General features: G+C 71.0%; 18 protein-coding genes and 1 pseudogene. 8 read left to right on the forward strand and 11 right to left on the reverse strand.

All coding sequences use genetic code 11. The annotated features are described in order from the left end of the window. Positions 1 to 81: 81 nt before the first annotated feature. On the forward strand, positions 82 to 1,506 hold the full coding sequence (locus OG714_RS32155) for a S28 family serine protease (protein ID WP_406126246.1): 1,425 nt from the start codon (positions 82 to 84) through the stop codon (positions 1,504 to 1,506). Between the two features lie 49 nt (positions 1,507 to 1,555). Here OG714_RS32155 and OG714_RS32160 read toward each other — a convergent pair whose 3' ends face one another. Then, a complete protein-coding gene (locus tag OG714_RS32160) occupies positions 1,556 to 2,191 on the reverse strand; it encodes a hypothetical protein (RefSeq protein ID WP_406126248.1) in 636 nt (211 codons plus the stop codon). Positions 2,192 to 2,302: 111 nt separating this feature from the next. Then, entirely contained in the window at positions 2,303 to 4,087 is a 1,785-nt protein-coding gene (locus OG714_RS32165) for a glycoside hydrolase family 3 protein (protein WP_406126250.1), read from the reverse strand. A gap of 460 nt (positions 4,088 to 4,547) precedes the next feature. Between OG714_RS32165 and aroA the strand changes: the two genes are divergently transcribed. From aroA to OG714_RS32180, 3 genes are all read left to right on the forward strand, one after another. Further along, the gene (gene aroA / locus OG714_RS32170) at positions 4,548 to 5,801 is read left to right on the forward strand and encodes a 3-phosphoshikimate 1-carboxyvinyltransferase (RefSeq protein WP_406126252.1); all 1,254 of its coding nucleotides are present in this window, start codon (positions 4,548 to 4,550) and stop codon (positions 5,799 to 5,801) included. 4 nt (positions 5,802 to 5,805) lie between these two features. Then, positions 5,806 to 6,477, forward strand: coding sequence for a GNAT family N-acetyltransferase (locus OG714_RS32175; protein WP_406126254.1), 672 nt, complete (start codon positions 5,806 to 5,808; stop codon positions 6,475 to 6,477). A gap of 161 nt (positions 6,478 to 6,638) precedes the next feature. Beyond that, the gene (locus OG714_RS32180; RefSeq protein ID WP_406126255.1) at positions 6,639 to 7,226 is read left to right on the forward strand and encodes an RBBP9/YdeN family alpha/beta hydrolase; all 588 of its coding nucleotides are present in this window, start codon (positions 6,639 to 6,641) and stop codon (positions 7,224 to 7,226) included. Positions 7,227 to 7,313: 87 nt separating this feature from the next. On the opposite strand, the pseudogene OG714_RS32185 reads toward OG714_RS32180, so the two are convergent. The 6 genes and pseudogenes from OG714_RS32185 to OG714_RS32210 form a co-directional block, all read right to left on the reverse strand. Then, positions 7,314 to 7,636 (reverse strand): annotated as a pseudogene (locus OG714_RS32185) (MFS transporter); the annotation flags it as partial. Between the two features lie 11 nt (positions 7,637 to 7,647). After that, positions 7,648 to 8,013, reverse strand: a complete 366-nt coding sequence (locus tag OG714_RS32190) for a hypothetical protein (protein WP_406126257.1) — start codon at positions 8,011 to 8,013, stop codon at positions 7,648 to 7,650. Next, positions 8,013 to 8,294, reverse strand: coding sequence for a hypothetical protein (locus tag OG714_RS32195; RefSeq protein WP_406126259.1), 282 nt, complete (start codon positions 8,292 to 8,294; stop codon positions 8,013 to 8,015). The genes OG714_RS32190 and OG714_RS32195 overlap by 1 nt, the downstream gene beginning before the upstream one ends. Positions 8,295 to 8,364: 70 nt before the next feature. Further along, positions 8,365 to 9,165, reverse strand: a complete 801-nt coding sequence (locus OG714_RS32200) for a sugar phosphate isomerase/epimerase family protein (RefSeq protein WP_406126260.1) — start codon at positions 9,163 to 9,165, stop codon at positions 8,365 to 8,367. Positions 9,166 to 9,182: 17 nt separating this feature from the next. Then, positions 9,183 to 10,121: a GNAT family N-acetyltransferase gene (locus OG714_RS32205; protein WP_406126262.1), complete on the reverse strand. Its 939-nt coding sequence runs from the start codon at positions 10,119 to 10,121 to the stop codon at positions 9,183 to 9,185. A 133-nt stretch (positions 10,122 to 10,254) separates the two neighbouring features. Then, positions 10,255 to 11,076 (reverse strand): DUF4253 domain-containing protein, encoded by an 822-nt coding sequence (locus tag OG714_RS32210; RefSeq protein ID WP_406126264.1) that lies wholly within the window; start codon positions 11,074 to 11,076, stop codon positions 10,255 to 10,257. Positions 11,077 to 11,169: 93 nt separating this feature from the next. Here OG714_RS32210 and OG714_RS32215 point away from each other — a divergent pair, with 93 nt between their 5' ends. Then, positions 11,170 to 11,838: a Type 1 glutamine amidotransferase-like domain-containing protein gene (locus OG714_RS32215; protein ID WP_406126265.1), complete on the forward strand. Its 669-nt coding sequence runs from the start codon at positions 11,170 to 11,172 to the stop codon at positions 11,836 to 11,838. A gap of 64 nt (positions 11,839 to 11,902) precedes the next feature. On the opposite strand, the gene OG714_RS32220 is transcribed toward OG714_RS32215, so the two are convergent. Further along, positions 11,903 to 12,919, reverse strand: coding sequence for an NAD-dependent epimerase/dehydratase family protein (locus OG714_RS32220; protein ID WP_406126266.1), 1,017 nt, complete (start codon positions 12,917 to 12,919; stop codon positions 11,903 to 11,905). 50 nt (positions 12,920 to 12,969) lie between these two features. Further along, complete coding sequence (locus OG714_RS32225; protein ID WP_406126268.1) at positions 12,970 to 13,752, reverse strand: AraC family transcriptional regulator; 783 nt, start codon at positions 13,750 to 13,752, stop codon at positions 12,970 to 12,972. Between the two features lie 120 nt (positions 13,753 to 13,872). Between OG714_RS32225 and OG714_RS32230 the strand changes: the two genes are divergently transcribed. After that, complete coding sequence (locus tag OG714_RS32230) at positions 13,873 to 15,027, forward strand: MFS transporter (RefSeq protein ID WP_406132034.1); 1,155 nt, start codon at positions 13,873 to 13,875, stop codon at positions 15,025 to 15,027. Positions 15,028 to 15,113: 86 nt separating this feature from the next. On the opposite strand, the gene OG714_RS32235 is transcribed toward OG714_RS32230, so the two are convergent. Further along, complete coding sequence (locus tag OG714_RS32235) at positions 15,114 to 16,160, reverse strand: LacI family DNA-binding transcriptional regulator (RefSeq protein ID WP_406126270.1); 1,047 nt, start codon at positions 16,158 to 16,160, stop codon at positions 15,114 to 15,116. 290 nt (positions 16,161 to 16,450) lie between these two features. Here OG714_RS32235 and OG714_RS32240 point away from each other — a divergent pair, with 290 nt between their 5' ends. Together OG714_RS32240 and OG714_RS32245 are read left to right on the forward strand one after the other, a co-directional pair. After that, positions 16,451 to 17,608 carry a Gfo/Idh/MocA family protein gene (locus OG714_RS32240; RefSeq protein WP_406126272.1) on the forward strand — a complete coding sequence of 386 codons (1,158 nt, stop codon included), beginning with the start codon at positions 16,451 to 16,453 and terminating at the stop codon, positions 17,606 to 17,608. Further along, positions 17,605 to 18,756, forward strand: a complete 1,152-nt coding sequence (locus OG714_RS32245) for a dihydrodipicolinate synthase family protein (RefSeq protein ID WP_406126274.1) — start codon at positions 17,605 to 17,607, stop codon at positions 18,754 to 18,756. Before OG714_RS32240 ends, OG714_RS32245 begins: the two co-directional genes overlap by 4 nt. Positions 18,757 to 18,765 lie beyond the last annotated feature (9 nt).

An 18,765-nucleotide genomic window follows, 5' to 3' on the forward strand; every position in this document is an offset into this window, starting at 1 on the left:
CGTAGCCGCACAACCTCCTCTGGTGTGACGGGAGTTGCTCCGATAGCTTCCCGTTCACAACTGCCTCACAGGGGAGACTGCATGCGCAAGGCGCTCAGATGGCTGCTGGCGCTCACCGTGCTCATAGGCACGCTGGGCACAGCCGGGGTGGCCACCGCCGCCCAGGCCGGCCAGGCCAGTCAAACGGCGGACATCAAGGACCAGTTGCTGGCGATACCCGGCATGAGCCTGGTCCAGGAGAAGCCGTACACCGGCTACCGCTACTTCGTCCTGAACTACACCCAGCCGGTCGACCACCGGCACCCGTCCAAGGGCACGTTCCAGCAGCGGATCACCGTGCTGCACAAGGACGTCTCGCGCCCGACGGTCTTCTACACCAGCGGCTACAACGTCTCGACGACCCCCAGCCGCAGCGAACCGACCCGGATCGCGGACGCCAACCAGGTCTCCCTGGAATACCGCTACTTCACGCCCTCGCGCCCCGCCCCGGCCGACTGGACCAAGCTCGACATCTGGCAGGCGGCCAGCGACCAGCACCGGGTCTTCAAGGCCCTCAAGTCGGTCTACACCAAGAACTGGATCGCCACCGGCGGCTCCAAGGGCGGTATGACGGCCACCTACTTCGAGCGGTTCTACCCGCACGACATGGACGGCGTCGTCGCCTACGTCGCCCCCAACGACGTGGTGAACAACGAGGATTCGGCCTACGACCGCTTCTTCACGAAGGTCGGCACCAAGGAGTGCCGCGACCGCCTGGACGCCGTACAGCGCGAGGCGCTGGTGCGCAGGGACGCGCTGGAGAAGAAGTACGCGGCGTACGCGGCCGAGAACGGCTTCACCTTCACCACCGTCGGCAGCCTCGACAAGGCCTACGAAGCCGTCGTCCTGGACTACGTCTGGGGCTTCTGGCAGTACAGCCTGCTCTCCGACTGCGACACCATCCCCGCGAACGCACAGGCCGCCACCGACGACGAGATCTGGACCTCGGTCGACACGATCTCCGGCTTCTCCTTCTACACGGACCAGGGCCTGGACCCGTACACCCCGTACTACTACCAGGCGGGTACCCAACTCGGCGCCCCCACCATCCAGTTCCCGTACATCGAGAAGAAGTACCTCCGCTACGGCTACCAGCCGCCGCGCAACTTCGTCCCGCGCTCCATCCCGATGAAGTTCCAGCGGAACGCCATGCGGGACGTGGACAGCTGGGTCCGCCACCACGCCGACCACATGCTCTTCGTCTACGGGCAGAACGACCCGTGGGGCGCCGAGCGCTTCGCCGTCGGCAAGGGCTCGAAGGACTCGTACGTCTTCACCGCGCCCGGCCTCAACCACGGCGCGAACGTCGCGGCCCTGACGGCCGACCAGAAGGCGCTCGCCACCGCCCGCATCCTGGCCTGGGCCGGCGTCCCGGCGACCACCACGGCACAGGCGAAGCCGCTGGCGCCGTACGACGCGAAGCTGGACCGGCAGGACGTGCAGCGCGAGCCGACGCTCCGCCCGTAACGCCCGTCCTCAACCCCCGTACTGCGCCCGGCCGTCGACGGTCATCCGACTACACCGGCCGGGCGCAGCCCACGGGTCGCGTGCCGCCGAGCTGGACGTACAGGGCGGTCGACGCGGGGCAACTCGCGCGCCGCAGCACGGCCTTGACCACCTTGTACTGCGGCTTCCGCTGCCCCGAGCCGTCGCACGCCGTCTCCCGGACCTGCCCGCTGCCCGAGCCGTAGACACAGTCGCCGACGATCGTGCGGGGCCCGCCCCCGCCACCCGGGTCGCCGGGGTGCGGCGGCTCCAGGTCGCGCATACAGGCGTAGCCCTTCGCCACGGCCACGTCGCCGCCCGGGCCCGAGGACTCCTGGGCGCCGATGTGCAGCACGAAGTCGGTGGTCGCGGGACATGCCGGGCCGCCGCTCACATCCCCGTCGTAGCGGGCGATGACCCGGGCGGCCGCCCGCTCACTGGTGCACGGCACCTCGGTGAAACTCGTCGTACCGAAGGAACTGCACTCGTCGACGGCGAGGAACACCGCGCCGTAGCCGGAGGGCTGAGTGGTCGCGGCCGACGACGCGGCCGCTTTTCCGCCGAGCCGGCCGTCACCCTCACCGGAACCCTTCGCGGCCTGGCAGCCCGTCGTCAGGGCGGCGAGCAGCGCCGCGCACACCACCCCCACGCACCATCTCGCACGCATCGATCCCCCCGACTGCCCCCGCCCAGCGTGACCCGCCACAGCGGGCGCACGCCAGGCGTGCGGGGGGCTTTGGGCCAGTTGGCGGGGGCGGGGCGGGTGGGGAACGTACCCCTAGTACGACAGTCCGTGCCCGACGGGATACAGCACCTGCGCCGGATCATCCGCGCGCTGCACCGCGACCGGGAGCTTCCCGCGCGGCCGGACCCGGCCCGCGATCACCCGTGCCGCCGCCCGGAGTTCGACGTCGGTCCAGGAGTAGGACGCCAAGTAGGCGGAGACCGAGGGTAGTTGGGCTACATCGTAGGGGTTGCGGACGGCGACGGCCACGACCGGTTTCCCGGTGGCGACCAGTTGCTGGACGAGCGTCTTCTGCGCACTGCCCGCCGTGACGTTGTAGGTCGCCACAACCACCGCGTCCGCCTCACGCGCGGCGGCCACGGCCGCCGAGACCGCGGCGGCGGAGGGCTCGGTACCGGTGGACCGGGCGGTGGCCGTGAACCCCAACTCCCCGAGCGCCGCCGCGAGCACACCGGTGGGTGGCCCCGTAGTACCCGAGGGGGAGGCCGGATCGGCGCCGACCACCAGAACCTTCCCGTGCGTACGGCGGGACAGTGGCAGCAGCCCCGCCGAGTTGACCAGCAGGGTGGTGGTCCGCTCGGCGATCCGGTCGGCGGCGGCGAGATGAGCGCCGGTCCCGACCGTGCGGTCCACGCCCGCCCGGCTGGCGTACGCGTCCTCGAACAGCCCCAGCCGGGCCTTCAGCCGCAGCACCCGCAGGATCGACTCGTCGAGCCGGGCCTCGGTCAACTCCCCACCCTGCACGGCCCTGATCACCGCGTTCCAGGCGACGTCCAGGGAGGGCGGGTTGAGTAGTTGGTCCACCCCGGCCTTGAGCGCGAGCACGGGTACCCGGTCGTCGCCGTACTTCTGGCGTACGCCCTCCATCTGGAGCGAGTCGGTGATCACGACGCCGTCGTAGCCGAGTTCACCGCGCAGGATGCCGGTGAGGATCGGGTGGGAGAGGGTGGCCGGGTCTCCGGAGTCGTCGAGGGCCGGGACCATGATGTGGGCGGTCATGATCGAGTCGATGCGGGCGTCGATCGCGGCCCGGAAGGGCACGGCGTCCAGCGCCTCCCACACCTCGCGGCTGTGCGTGATGACGGGGAACCCGAAGTGGCTGTCGACGGCGGTGTCCCCGTGCCCCGGGAAGTGCTTGGCGGTAGCCGCCACCCGGCTGCTCTGGTACCCCTTCACCTCGGCGGCGACGAGACCGGCCACCGCGTCCGGGTCGGCACCGAAGGACCGTACGCCGATGACCGGGTTGGCCGGGTTGACGTTCACGTCGGCGTCGGGGGAGTAGTCCTGGTTGACGCCCATCGCGCGCAGCTCGGCGCCGGCGATACGGCCGAGGGTGCGGGCGTCGCCGCGGGAGCCGCCGGCGCCGATCGCCATCGCGCCCGGGAAGAGGGTCGCGGGTGCGCCGATACGGCAGACGATGCCGTGTTCCTGGTCGGTGGCGACCAGTACGGGCAGCCCTCGGGGTCGGCTGAGGGACACCTTCTGGATGCCGTTCGAGAGGTCGGCGATCTGGTGGGGGTCGCGGGTGTTGTGGGCCCAGGTGAAGTAGATGATGCCGCCGACGTGGTACTTGGCGATCATCTCGGCGGCCGTGCGGACGCCGATCTCGCTCAGGTTGGCATCGATGTCGGCCTGGTCGGGGGCGGTGGCGGAGTGGCCGTAGACCCGCATCACGAACAGCTGGCCGACCTTCTCCGGCAGTGTCATGCGGGAGATCAGCGAGCGGAGTCTCTTGTCGTCGGCGTGGGCGGTGCCGCCGACCGCGAGGGACGCGGTGACGCCCATGGTCGCGGCGAGGACGGTACGTCTGGAGGGCACGTGCGCTCCTTCCGGAGGTGTTCCACTTCGGATTCTCGGATCCGCTGAAGGAAACTTCCAAGACTTCACGAATATCCGGGAAGTTTCTGCCAGTCAAGGGAGCGCACAGTAAACCGGAGGAGGGGCCGCCATCGGCGCAGTTGGAGGGGGGCGCGCCGATGACGGCTTGCTGCCGGCCGCGGTACGGAGGAGAGGGTTTGTCAGCGTTCGCAGCCAGCAGCGAGGCCGACGCCGTACCCCGGAGACTCGTCCGGCAGCATGCCGGTTGGACGGAGGGGAGGGGACGCGGGTTCCCTCCTCGCGGCGGATTACCGGAAGTTGGTGACCCCGTGCACAACGGGACGGATGTGGTCACGCACAGGGACGGACGGGCGAACGGCGGGGACGTACGGGCGAACGATGGTCGTCCATCCCGTGGACGTCCCGGCGGGGTGGCCGACCGCCGCCCGATCATGAGGGCATGCCCGTAGTCGACATCCCCGGTTCCAAGTCCATCACCGCCCGCGCCCTCTTCCTGGCGGCCGCCGCCGACGGCGTCACCACCCTCCGGCGCCCCCTCCGCTCGGACGACACCGAGGGTTTCGCCGAGGGCCTGACCCGGCTCGGCTATCGCGTGGGCCGGACCCCGGACGCCTGGCAGATCGACGGCCGCCCGCAGGGCCCGGCGGTCACGGAGGCGGACGTGTACTGCCGGGACGGCGCGACCACCGCCCGCTTCCTCCCCACCCTCGCGGCGGCGGGCCACGGCAGCTTCCGCTTCGACGCGTCCCCGCAGATGCGCCGCCGCCCCCTCCTCCCGCTGACCCGGGCCCTGCGCGACCTGGGCGTCGACCTGCGCCACGAGGAGGCCGAGGGCCACCACCCGCTGCGCATCAAGGCGTCGGGTGTGGAGGGCGGCGAGGTGGTCCTGGACGCCGGCCAGTCCTCGCAGTACCTGACCGCGCTGCTCCTGCTGGGCCCCCTGACCAGGAATGGCCTGCGCATCAGGGTCACGGACCTGGTCTCCGCGCCGTACGTCGAGATCACGATCGCGATGATGCGGGAGTTCGGGGTGGAGGTCGGCAGGGAGGGTGCTGCCTATGTCGTCCCGCCGGGGGGCTACCGGGCCACCACCTACGGCATCGAACCGGACGCGTCCACCGCGAGCTACTTCTTCGCGGCGGCGGCCGTGACGGGCGGCGAGGTGACGGTCCCCGGCCTCGGCACGGGCGCGCTCCAGGGGGACCTGGGCTTCGTCGACGTACTGCGCCGGATGGGCGCGGAGGTCGAGACGGGCGTACAGGGCACCCGAGTGCGGGGGACGGGCGAACTGCGCGGCCTCACCGTCAACATGCGCGACATCTCGGACACCATGCCGACACTGGCCGCGATCGCCCCCTTCGCCTCGGGCCCGGTCCGTATCGAGGACGTGGGCAACACCCGGGTGAAGGAGTGCGACCGGCTGGAGGCCTGTGCGGAGGGCCTCCGGCGGTTGGGCGTGGAGGTGGCGACGGGCCCGGACTGGATCGAGATCCGGCCGAGTGACGTGCCGGGTTCAACTCCCGCCGCAGGCACGGAGATCAAGTCCTACGGCGACCACCGCATCGTCATGTCCTTCGCGGTGACCGGACTGCGGGTACCGGGTATTTCGTTCGACGACCCGGGGTGTGTGCGGAAGACTTTCCCGGGTTTCCATGAGGCGTTCGGGGTGCTGCGGGGGCAGCTGCCGGCATGAGGGGATGAGTGTGGGATTCGGTGTGGGGTTGGGACTGAAGGCTCCGCTCCTGGCGGGCGAGTTGGTGCGTCTGGAGCCGCTCGGTCATCGGCACGTCGCCGAGTTGGCGGTGGCGGCGGAGGAGAACCGGGGTTCGTACGAGTTCACCTGGGTGCCGAGGGCGGACGAGGTGCGGGCCTATGTCGACGCCCAGTTGGGCAGGGCGGCGACCGGTCAACTCGCGCCGTACGCCCAGGTGTCGACGGCCACGGGGAAGGCGGTCGGTGTCACGGCCTACTGGGAGCCCCGCTCGTGGGTGACGGACGACCGACTCGACGCCGTCGAGGTCGGGTTCACCTGGCTGGCGAATTCGGCGCAGGGCACGGGGGTGAACGCCGAGGCCAAACTCCTGCTGTTCCGGCACGCGTTCGAGGAGTGGGGGGTGTCCCGGGTCGACCTGAAGACGGACGCCCGCAACGCCCGCTCCCGCGCCGCGATCCAGAGCGTGGGCGCCCGCTTCGAGGGCGTACTGCGGAACTGGTCCCGGTCCTGGGCGCCGGGGGAGGAGGGGCGGTTGCGTGATTCCGCGATCTACTCGATCACGGCGGCGGAGTGGGGGGAGTGCAGGGCGGGGTTGGAGGCGCGGGTGCGGGCGCGGTTGGCGCGGGGCAACTCGGGGGCGGACGGGTTGAGTTGACCGCACTCGCCGGTAGGGCGGCGGAAACGTTCCGTGAAGCGTTCGCCTGCTTGTTCCGGCGGTTCAGGCGCGAAGGGCCAACTGGACCGTTCGGAAGACCGGCCGGACCGTTCGGAAGGCCGGCTGGACCGTTCGGCCGGTGATCGGAAACCATCGCCCCCATGAACTCCTACCTCATCCTCCACGGCTGGCAGAACCACCGCCCGAAGGAGCACTGGCAGCACTGGCTGGCCGACCGGCTCGGCGAACTCGGCCACCACGTCGTCTACCCCCAGCTGCCCGACCCCGACGCCCCCGACCTGGACGTGTGGCTGGGTGAACTCGTCCGATACCTGGACGAGTTGAAGAACAGCGACGGTGCCGAGCGGGTCGTCCTCGGACACAGCGCCTCGGCGCTGCTCTGGCTGCACGCCGTCGCCCGCGGGCAGGTCCAGGGCGGTGCGGCGGACCGGGTGCTGCTGGTCGGACCGCCCTCCGGTGCCGTGATCGCCCAGTATCCGGAGGTCGCCGGATTCGCCCCGCCCGCCCCCGGCTTCACCCTCCCCGGAGATGTCCGCCTGGTCGCCGGCGACGACGACCCGTACTGCCCGGAGAACGCCCGCACCGCCTACGGCGACCCGTTCGGCCTCCCCACCGAACTCGTCCCGGGCGCGGGCCACTTGGACCTGGACGCCGGTTACGGCTCATGGCCCGCGGTACTGGACTGGTGCCTGGACGGGACGACACCGCTTGTGGCTCGTCCGGCGTAGGGGTGTCTCCGGGCGGGTCCGTGCGGGTGGGTGCGTGGGTCCGTGCGTGCGATGGTGCCGCTCACGGCTCGTCCGGCGTGACCCCCAGATCACGGACGTGGAGTCGGCGGCGCCGGCCAGGGCGAGGCACCCGAGTCCCGCCCACGGGTTCGTCATCAGGCCGAAGGCCGCCAGCGCGGCGCCCCACGTGCTCGCGCCGAGCAGCATCACCGGACCGGGGCGCCCAGCCGGGTGACCGCGCCGGAGAAGACGGAGGCGGTGATGCCGCCGACCGAGATCGCCGACAGGAACAGGCCCAGCGTGCGCGGATCGCCCCCGAAACGCTCGGAGTTGATCAGCGGGAAGAGACTGACCGGCATCGCGAGGACCGTCGCGGCCAGGTCGGTGAGCAGCGCGCCGCGCACACGCCGACCTGTCGCGCCTAACGGTTGAGGTCGAGCACGGGCAGGCCCCGCCCTTCGTACGCCTTCGGGGCGACGGTGGCGAGCAGGGCGTCCGTGCCCCACGCGGGAAGATGCCGTACAGCGTGGATGGCGGCCGCGATCCCCGGCGGAACGCCGTCGCGGCGCAACTGGGTGACGGCCAGCATCGCCGGGTAGTCGAGGTCGACGGTGTGGATGACGTCGAGCTGGCCGATGTGCTCGGCGATCCCCAGGTGCTCGGCGTCCGCTTCGAGAATCGACAGGACGGGGGCCCAGAGGCGGGTCTCGGGCTCGAAGTGCGCCCGGTGGATCAGCGCGGACACCTGACGACTGCCGGACAGCGCGAGGATCGTGGGCGTGTCCACTACGAGGTGGTGCTGGACCACGCGGCCATGCCCCGCTCGTGAGAGAAGGCGTCACGCAGCTTGCGGCCCATCGCCGCGCTCTCCTCCTCCGTCACCTCGACCCCGAAGTGCTCGGCCAGATAGGCGCGCGTCCGCTCAGCCCGTTCACGCCGTTCCTCATCCGTGAGTGTGGTCTCCGCGAACTCCTGGACAAGGGAGCGGATTGACGTCCCCCGGGATTCGGCGAGGACGGCAAGGCGGTCTCGTACCTCGGCGGGTACACGGATCATGGCATCGGACATGAGGGTGAGTATACGTCGGCGTATACGCACCGGCAGGTGCTCTGCCGGGATCCCTGGCCGGGGTGTGGCGTCACGCGGAGTCGTTGAGCAACCGCGCCAGGTGATCGTGACCGGCGGCCAGCAGTTCGGGCAGCGGGGCGGCGGCCTCGTACCACCGCTTCTCGTACTCCCAGCACAGCCAGCCGTCCCACTCGTGCCGGGACAGGATCTCGACGCACTCGGCGAGCGGAAGGACACCGGCCCCGAGCGGCAGCGGGGTGGTGTCGTCGGCCGACGCGATGTCCTTGACCTGCACGTATCCGAGATACGGGCCGAGCGCGGCGAGCGTCTCCGACGGCTGCTCGCCGCCCAGCCAGGTGTGCATGACGTCCCACAGCGCGCCGACCTGCCGGTGCCCGACCGGCCCGAGCACGCGGAGCGCGTCCGCGCCGGTCCGGTGCGAGTCGTGGGTCTCCAGCAGCACCCGTACGCCGAGATCGGCACCCCACTCCGCCGCGGTACCGAGCCGCCGAGCGGCCGTGGCGTCGGCCTCCTCGACGGTCTGCTCGGAGCCGCCGCCGGGAAAGACCCGTACGAAGGGCGCACCCAAGTCCCGTGCCAGCTCCAGCAGTTCACGGATCTCGGTGAGTACGGCGGCGTCGTCGCCCGGCGCGGCCACCCGCGCATACCCGGCGAGGCCCAGGACTTCGACCCCGGCCGCCTTGAACTCGGCGACCACGTCGGCCCGTTGGGTGGCGTCGATACCGGGGTGCACGGGCTCCTCGGGATGCGCGCGCAACTCGACGCCGTGGTAGCCGTGGGTGACGGCGAGGTGCAGCACGTCGGCCACGGGGAGGCCCGGGACACCGAGGGTGGAGAAGGCGAGCTTCATACTCGGGACCCTACTCGTCACTCACCCGTCCCGTGCAGGTCGAGGCGCCAGTCCTGGCCGACGAGATCCTGGCCGAAGGAGCGGTGCGGCTTCTCGGCGGTGAGGACGAACCCGTGCCGCTGGTAGATACGGCGGGCGGCCCCGAGAATGTCGTTCGTCCACAGCACGAGGTCCCGATAGCCGACCCCGCGCGCGAACTCGACGACAGCCGCGACGAGTTGATCCCCGATCCGCAGCCCGCGCGCGTCGGGCTCGACGAGCAGCAACCGCAGCCGGGCCGTACCCGGAGCGTCGTCCCGCACGCACATCACACACCCCACCGCCCGCCCGTCGAGCTCGGCGATCCACACCCGCTCCAGATGCGGATCGTGGTCCTCGGCGAAATCGGCGACGATCCGCGCCACGAGCCCTTCGTAGTCGGCGTTGAAGTCGTACTCGGCGGCGTACAGCGCCGCGTTCCGCTGCACGATCCAGCCCAGGTCGCCGGGCCCCGGCTCCCGCAGCACGACGTCCTCGGGCCGCGGCCGGTGCTTGTCCGACGCCGACAGGACGGTCCGTACGGTGTGCAGCGCCTCGGCGAGCCGCGGCCGGTCGGCGTCCGGCACGGTCGCGAGCAGCGCCCCCACGGATTCGTCCGCCCGCTGGGCCAACAGCTCGGCGGTCTCCCGCCCCCGCACGGTCAGCGTGACCTGCCGCCGCCGCGGATCCCGCTCCGAGGGCGCCCGCTCGACCAGCCCGTCCTGCTCGAACCGGTTCAGGATCCGGCTCAAGTACCCGGCGTCGAGGGAGAGTTCGGCACGGAGATCGGCGGCGTCCGTACGAGGCGAGTGCGCGAGTTCGTACAGCACGCGGGACTCGGTGAGGGTGAAGGGGGCGTAGAGGTGGCGGCTGTAGTCGAGGGCGCCGATGACGTTCGTATAGAAGCGGTTGAAGGCGCGGATGTCCTGGACGGTCATGATCGATCCCCGGTGCTCGCTCAGGGTAGTTGACTCAGTCAGAGGTATTGCGGTTCCGACGGTAGTACCGGGGAGGGCCGCGCGTCCATGTTTCCGGGCCGCGCGTCCGAGATTCCGGACCGGTCACCGGGACCTAGTCCCACCAGAACCGCCACTGATGCCGCCCCACAAGCCCGCTGGCGTACTCGGGGAACGGTGTCGGGGGATCGTCCACGATGTTGTCGGCGGTCGACAGCACATGTTCCAGGGCGAGTTGCTCCGCGTGCGGGACATCGAGGGGCGGCCGGGCGACGGACACGGTCAGCGCACCCCCGAACCCCGACACGACCCGCGCCCCGAACCGCTCCTCCCAACTCCGCAACAGCGCACACAGCAGGGGAAGCGGAGCCTCGGCAGCCCACTCGACGATCGCCGGCACATCGGCACCACGACGCGCGGGCACAAGGGCCAACTGGCAGGTGTGCACGAAGGGTTCGTCCCCGAGCAGATCCTCTACGGCTCGCTGGGCGGCCTCCGCCGCACTCACCCCGGCACCCGTGTCGGACCCGCCCGCCGCGAGACCGGGCCAGCTCTCGAAGGGCGGCCCGGGGTCGTGCGGCCAGGGCTCGATGTACTCCCGGACGTCGTCCGGCACGCTGTCCGGCAGCACGTCGGCCGCCGCCGGATTCGACCAGTACGGCAGCCGGCGGCGCCGATACTCGGCGAAGTCCGCCGCGAGCACGGCGTCGAGCCGTATCGCGTCGACCGTGCTCAACTCCTCGGGCTGGTAAGGATCATCCCGCCAGCAGATGAACGGATACAGCCCCGTGACTTCGGCAGACTCCAGCAGCCGGGGCCACAACTCGACCAGATCGTCCGGGAGTTCGTCGGAGAACCACACCTCCACCTCCCCTCGCGACTCGAAGCGGCCGGAGGGCGAGGACAGGGACAGTTCGTCGGGGAGTGGGAAGACCATGGCGGGACGATAAGGGGAGGCGCTGACAACGGTGCCGGGGGAGTGGACCCCGGGTTCGTTGCACGCGTCCGTCCGCCGTGCTTGGCTCGCCCGATGAACCTTCTGCTGACGGCGAGCGGCCTGCGCAACGAGACCCAGCGGGACGCACTGCGGGACATGCTGGGAAAGCCGTTCGGGTCGGCGAACGTCGTGTTCGTGCCCACGGCATCGGTCGCCGAGCCCGGCGACCACGGCTGGCTCCTCGCGGACATGAACCGGCTGCACGGCCTCGGCTGGCGGGAGTTCGACGTCCTGGAACTGAACGGCCTGCCCCGGCAACTGGTGCTCGACCGGCTCCTCCACGCCGACGTCATCTACGTCGAGGGCGGCAACCACTACCACCTCGCCCGTAGCATCACCGGAAACGGCCTGGCCGACGGCTTCCTGGAGGCGCTGGAGAACCGGGTCTACGTAGGGGTCAGCGCCGGATCGATGATCTTCAGCCGTCATCTCACCACCCACTCCGCCGACGTCATCGGGGACGCCGCCGACCTCCACGTGCTCGGCGCGACGACCGTGGAACCGCCGTTCGCCCTCTTCGACTGGTACCTCAAGCCCCACCTGTACTCGCCGAACTTCCCCGAACGCGACGACGCCTGGGCCGACCGCATCACCGCGCGGGCGGACTTCCCGATCTACTTCATCGACGACGAGACGGCCGTCCGCGTCAGGGACGGCAAGGTGGACGTCGTCTCTGAAGGCCGGTGGCGGTCCCATCCGTGACACGACGGGTGGTGGGGAGCCCTGGACAGGGGCGCGCCGCTCGGCGGACCGCGCCCCACACCGCTCATCCCGCGAGAAACGCGTCCTCGGCCGCATAGTCGAAGTACTCCGCGAAGTAACCTTCGTCGACCGGAAGTTGGCCGTTCCCAGCCGCTTCCACCAGCCAGTCGAGCGCGGGCGCGATCGTGGTCGCGTAGCTACCGGCCGGCCGGTAGCCGAGCGCGGTGGCGGCGGTGGTGTCGAGGACGATCGGGTGCGCGGAGTCCCACGGGGTACGGCCCAAGTCGGCAGGTGCCGTGTCGTCCAGCAGGACCTCCGCCCACTCATGGCCCAGGTGCCCCGCGATCGTCCGGCAGATCTCCAGCACGCTGGGCGCATCCGGATCCGCGCAGTTGAGAACGCGGGCGCCGGGCCGCGCGGCGACCGTCTCGACGAGCGCGGCGAGATTCGCGGCGGCGGTGCCGTGGACGGCCCCGGCGCCCCGCCGGGCCAGCAGCAAGGCCGTACGGCGGTCCAACACCCGCTTGACGACGGCCCATTCACGCGCCGGGGACGCCCCGACCCCGTGGATCTGCGACGGCCGCACCACGCTGATGGGCAACCCGCTCTCCAACGCGACCTGCTCCGCGGCGACCTTGTTCGCGCCGTATCCCTCGCGCGAGCGGTGGTCGATGTCGGTCGTCGGCGCGAGAGTCGGCTGGGTCTCCGGGATCGGCGCCTCGAAACGCGGCGGAGTATCCGAGTTGACGTGATGGCCCACCGAGTCGACGTAGACGGCCCGGCTGGAGATCAGCACGGTGGACGCGGAGTTCGCGGCGAGCGGCAGCAACGACCGGGCGTCGGCGGCGGTGTAACAGAGACAGTCGACGAGCAGATCGGCACCGGGCCCGAGGGCGGCCCTCACCTGCCCGCCGTCGGTCCGTTCCGCCGCGATGAACTCCCCACCGGCGGCGGCCAGTTCGGCCGGCATCCGAGCCGGGTCCCGCCCGGTGACATCCACCTGCCAACCGGCCTCCAGCAACCGCGACGCGATCGCCCGTCCGACGAGACCGGTTCCACCGAGGATGAGGGCACGAGGCATTGGGGGATCGTAGGCCAACTTCCCGGCGACCGCCCTCGCCGCTTCGGCCGTCATTCCTGCCGCGGCCCGTCCATGCCCGCGCGGTAGGTGCCAGGGGTGATCCCCACCGTCTGGGCGAAGGTCTGGACGAAGGCGCTGGTGGTCGCCCATCCGCAGGCGTGGGCGGTGTCGGTGACCGTGGTGCCCTCGGCGAGCATGACCATCGCGGTGAAGATCCGGACGCGGGTGCGCCACTGAGGGAAGGTCATGCCGAACTCGTCGCGGTACAGGCGGGAGAGGGTGCGCTCGCTGGTGTGCACGCGGCCCGCGAGCTGGGCGAGGGTGCAGGGCTCGCGCAGTTCTTCTTCGACGAGGCGGCAGGCGTCGGCCAGTCGTCGGTCGTGGGCCGCGGGCAGGGCGACGGGCTGGGCCGTCACACGGCGCAGGCGGTCGCGCAGCACTGCCTCGATGTGCCGGGTCTCGGCCGGCGTGAGGGCGGTGCCAGGGAGGGCGGTGCCGGTGAGCGCGATGAGCAGTTCGCGCACCAACGCGTCGACGGCGACGACCGTAGGGCCATCGGCGTCGAGCAGCGGCGCCCTGCCGTGCGCGGGGAAGCCGATGGTGTGGAAGCGACTCCGGCCGTGGAAGCGGTGTTCGTGCCAGGTGTTCGCCGGGATCCACACGGCGCGGTCGTTCGAGGCGATCCAGGAGCCGTGTTCCGTGGTGATCGCGAGCACGCCCGAGCTGACGTAGATCAGCTGGTGGTCGTCGTGGCGATGCCGTTCGATGGTCTCGCCGCCGCCGAGGAACCGTGTGACGGTCGGCGCGACGGGCTCGTGGCGGATTTCCGACATGGATAGGCAGAATACGGGAAGCGCGCCCGGGGTGTCCCCGCCCATCGTGAGTGGGTGACAACGATCCAGGAGACAAGCACTCCCCGTGAGGCGGGCGGCCCGCCCGGACACTGGCGCCGGATGCGGATCTGGGCCGCCGCCCACGCCGTCGACGACTTCTACCAGGGCCTCGTACCCGCCGCGGTCCCCTACTTCGTGCTGCAACGCGACTTCAGCTACGTCCAGGCTTCCGGCCTGGCCCTCGCCGCCACGCTCGGCAGCGCGTTGCCGCAGGTGCCGATCGGACTGCTCGCCGACCGGTTCCGGCTGCGCTGGATGTCGCCGCTGGGGGTCTGCCTGGCGGGTGTCGGGGCGGGCCTGTCCGGACTGACGCCCGCCTACCCGCTGGTCTTCGCCCTCCTGCTGATGGCGGGTGTCGGTGTCGCGATGTTCCATCCGCCCGCGGGCCGCGACGCGCGCCGCGCGGCCGGGGGCAGCGCCACCGCGATGAGCTACTTCGCCGCGGGCGGCAGCGTGGGGTTCTTCGTCGCCCCGGCGCTGGTCACCCCGGCCCTGGACACCCTCGGGATGGGCGCGACCGCGCTGTTCATCCCGCCCGCCGTCCTCATGGGCTTCGTCCTCCTGCGCCACCACAACCGCACATCCGCTACGGCGGTCACGAAGGTCCGGCGCCAGGGCAGGGACCGGCCAGGGCGGTTCGCGGCCCTGACCGCCGTCGAGATCGTGCGGTCCACCATCTCGACCGGACTGAACACCTTCATCGCGCTGTACTGGATCCGTCACCTGGAAGCGAGCAGCGGCCTCGGCGGTCTGGCCCTGACACTCGAACTCGGCGGCGGTGTGGCCGGCACGCTGCTCGGCGGGCGGCTGGCGGACCGCATCGGCATGGTGCGCACCGTACAGATCGGCAACGCGGCGATGCTGCCCGCCCTGTGGCTCATGCTGGTCTGCGACGACAAATACGCCGCGCTGCCCCTCGCGTTGCTGGTCGGCCTGGTCTCGAACATCCCGTTCGCCGTCCTGATCAAGCTCGGCCAGGACTACCTGCCCAGCCGGCCCGGGACCGCCGCCGGCGTCACCCTCGGCCTCGCGATGAGCGCGGGCGGACTCTTCATGCCGCTACTGGGCATCATCGCGACCCACTACGGCCCCCGAGGTGCCCTCGCGGTACTCGCGACTGTCCCGGTGCTCGCGATCGTGCTCTCCACCTTCTTGCGCGAACCGTCCCAGGACGAACCGGTACCCGCCGAGGACACACCCCGCACCGCCCCCTGACGCACGCCGTTGCGCCAGGCCCGGCGCGCGAGCGGCCGCGTACCTGGCGACTCCGGACACTGGCCCCCAACCGCCCCCAACCCCCGCTACTTCCGCGGTACCCCCGAAGACCCCCGAACCATCAACTCCCCCCGAACCGTGGCGATCCCACCAGGCGGCGGCTCCTCCCGCCCCATGGCGATCCGCCCCGCCCGCGCCCCCGCCTCCGACAACGGCAACCGCACCGTCGTAAGCGAAGGCACCGCGTCCACGCTGAACGGCAGATCGTCGAACCCGGCGACCGAGACGTCGTCCGGAATCCGTCGCCCCGACTCCCGCAGCGCCGCACACGCCCCCACCGCGACGGAGTCGTTCGCGGCGACCACGGCGGTCAGCGACGGATCCCGCCGCAACAGCTCCAGCGTGGCCTCGTAGCCCGACCGCCGGTCGTACCGCCCGTGCACGGTCCACCGCGGATCCTCTGCGATCCCGTGCGCGGCCAGCGCCTCGCGGTGGCCCTCCAGCCGGTGTCGCGTCGTCGTCCGTTCCTCCGGGCCCGCGATGTAGCCCAGCCGGCGATGGCCGAGCCCGATCAGGTGCTCGGTCAGTTCCCGCCCGCCCCCGCGGTTGTCGAAGGTCAGCGCGAACGCCCCCGTGTCCGGCGCCGGCGGCCGTCCGCACAGCACCACCCGGGTCCCGGCCTCGCCCAGCTTCCGCAGCTTCGCCGCGACGGCCGCCGCGTGCGGCGCGTTCTCCATCGCGCCGCCGGTCAGCACGACCGCCGCCGCCCGCTGCCGTTGCAGCAGGGTCAGGTACGTCAGCTCGCGCTCCGGGGCGCCGCCCGTGTTGCACACCACGGCCAGCCGCTCCCCGCCCGCCCGGCCGCCCGGCCCGCCGATCTCGCCCTGGATCGCGCTCGCCATGATCCCGAAGAAGGGGTCGGCGATGTCGTTGACCAGGATGCCGACCAGGTCGGAGGTGGCCGCCGCCAGCGCGCTCGCGGGACCGTTGAGCACGTAGTCGAGTTCGTCGACCGCCCGGAGCACCCGCTCCCGCGTGGTGGCCGCGACCGGGTAGTTGCCGTTCAGTACGCGCGACACCGTCGCGGGGGAGACCTGGGCGCGGGCCGCCACGTCCGCCAGGGTCACCGTCATGTTGTTCGTCCTCCGTCGCGCATCTTCGGTCGCGCATCTTGTCGTACGCCGTTGTACATAGGGTGCTCGGTTGTACACGCGCTGCTCACTTGTACACAGGCCGCTCAAAGGAAGCCCCCGTCCGAGCAGACGATAAGGCCATCTACCCCGGTCGTTCGCCCCCTCGAACAACTCGACCCCATCACGGTCTTGTACAGACCAGTGGGCAAAGGCTAGCTTCTGCATATATAGAAAGCGCTTGCTGCATTCTTGGGACGTACGTGGAAACGTGCGTGGACGAAGGGAAACACGTGACACGCAAGACGGTGCGTATCGCCATGAACGGCGTGACCGGGCGCATGGGCTACCGACAGCACCTCGTCCGCTCGATCCTCGCACTGCGCGAGCAGGGTGGTCTAGACCTCGGCGACGGTACGGTTCTGTGGCCGGAACCGATCCTCGTGGGCCGCCGCGAGCACGCGCTGAAGGCGCTTGCCGAACAGCACGGGCTCGACCCTGAGAACGTCTCCACCGACGTCGACGCGGTCCTCGCCGACCCGACCGTCGAGATCTACTTCGACGCCCAGGTCACCTCGGCCCGCGAGGAGGCGCTCAAGAAGGCGATCGCGGCCGGGAAGCACATCTACACCGAGAAGCCGACGGCCACCGACTTCGAGGGCGCGCTCGAACTGGCCCGCCTCGCCGACGCAGCCGGCATCAAGCACGGCGTCGTCCAGGACAAGCTGTTCCTCCCCGGCCTGCTGAAGCTCAAGCGGCTCATCGACGGCGGCTTCTTCGGCCGGATCCTGTCCATCCGGGGCGAGTTCGGCTACTGGGTCTTCGAGGGCGACTGGCAGGCCGCCCAGCGCCCGTCGTGGAACTACCGGTCCGAGGACGGCGGCGGCATCGTCGTCGACATGTTCCCGCACTGGGAGTACGTCCTGCACGAGCTGTTCGGCCGTGTGAAGTCCGTCCAGGCCATCGCCACCACCCACATCCCGCAGCGCTGGGACGAGAACGGCAAGCCCTACGACGCCACCGCCGACGACGCCGCCTACGGCATCTTCGAACTCGACAGCGGCGCCATCGCCCAGATCAACTCCTCCTGGGCCGTCCGCGTCAACCGCGACGAGCTCGTCGAGTTCCAGGTCGACGGGACCGAAGGCTCCGCCGTCGCCGGGCTGCGCAACTGCCGTGCCCAGCACCGCAGTTCCACCCCCAAGCCGGTCTGGAACCCGGACCTCCCCGCCACCGAGGTCTTCCGCGACCAGTGGCAGGAAGTCCCCGACAACACCGACTTCGACAACGGCTTCAAGGCCCAGTGGGAGCTGTTCCTCCGCCACGTCTACGCCGACGCCCCCTACCACTGGGACCTGCTGGCCGGCGCCCGCGGTGTCCAGCTCGCCGAGCTGGGCCTGAAGTCGTCCGCCGAGGGCCGCCGTTTCGACGTACCGGAGATCACCCTGTGACCATCCAACTCCCCGACTCCAAGGGCGGGTTGCGGTCCTACGAGCCGCGCCCCGAACCCCTCGCCGTCACCTCCGGCACCCCCTTCACCTCTCGTACGGTGTTCTCGGCGGCGCACGTCGTCGCCGACCCGTTCGCCGACACGAGCCCCGACTCGGCCGCCGCCGTCGACTGGGACGCCACTCTCGCCTTCCGTCGCCACCTCTGGTCCCACGGGCTCGGTGTCGCCGAGGCGATGGACACCGCCCAGCGCGGAATGGGCCTTGACTGGGCGGGCGCGGCCGAGCTGATCCGCCGAAGTGCCGCCGAGGCCAAGGCGGTCGGCGGCCGGATCGCCTGCGGCGTCGGCACCGACCAGATCACCGGCGGCACCCTCGCCGAGGTGCGGGCCGCGTACGAGGAGCAGTTGGCGCTCGTCGAGGCGTCGGGCGCGCAGGCCATCCTGATGGCGTCCCGCGCGCTCGCGACCGCGGCGAAGGGCCCCGAGGACTACCTGGAGGTCTACGGCCATCTCCTGCGCCAGGCGTCCGAACCGGTCGTCCTGCACTGGCTGGGCCCCATGTTCGACCCGGCGCTTGAGGGCTACTGGGGTTCGTCCGACCTCGACGCGGCCACCGACACGTTCCTCGAAGTCATCGCGGCCCACCCCGACAAGGTGGACGGCATCAAGGTGTCGCTCCTGGAGGCTCAGCGGGAGATCGACATCCGGCGCCGACTGCCGCAGGGTGTGCGCTGCTACACCGGCGACGACTTCAACTACCCCGAGCTGATCGCGGGCGACGACCAGGGCTTCAGCCACGCCCTGCTCGGCATCTTCGACCCGCTCGGCCCGCTGGCGGCGGAGGCGGTCCGCGTCCTGGACACCGGGAACACGGCCGGATTCCGCGAACTCCTCGACCCGACCGTCGAGTTGTCCCGCCACCTCTTCCAGACACCGACCCGCTTCTACAAGACGGGCGTGGTGTTCCTGGCCTGGCTCGCGGGCCACCAGTCGCACTTCACCATGGTCGGCGGCCTCCAGTCGGCCCGCTCCCTCCCGCACTTCGCCCGCGCCTACGAACTCGCCGACGGCCTGGGCCTGTTCCCCGACCCGAAGCTCGCGGAGGAACGGATGAAGAACCTGCTCGCCCTGTACGGAGTGACCCAGTGAGCAATCCCG

The organism is Streptomyces sp. NBC_00989 (assembly GCF_045162655.1).
Classification (GTDB): Bacteria; Actinomycetota; Actinomycetes; order Streptomycetales; family Streptomycetaceae; genus Streptomyces.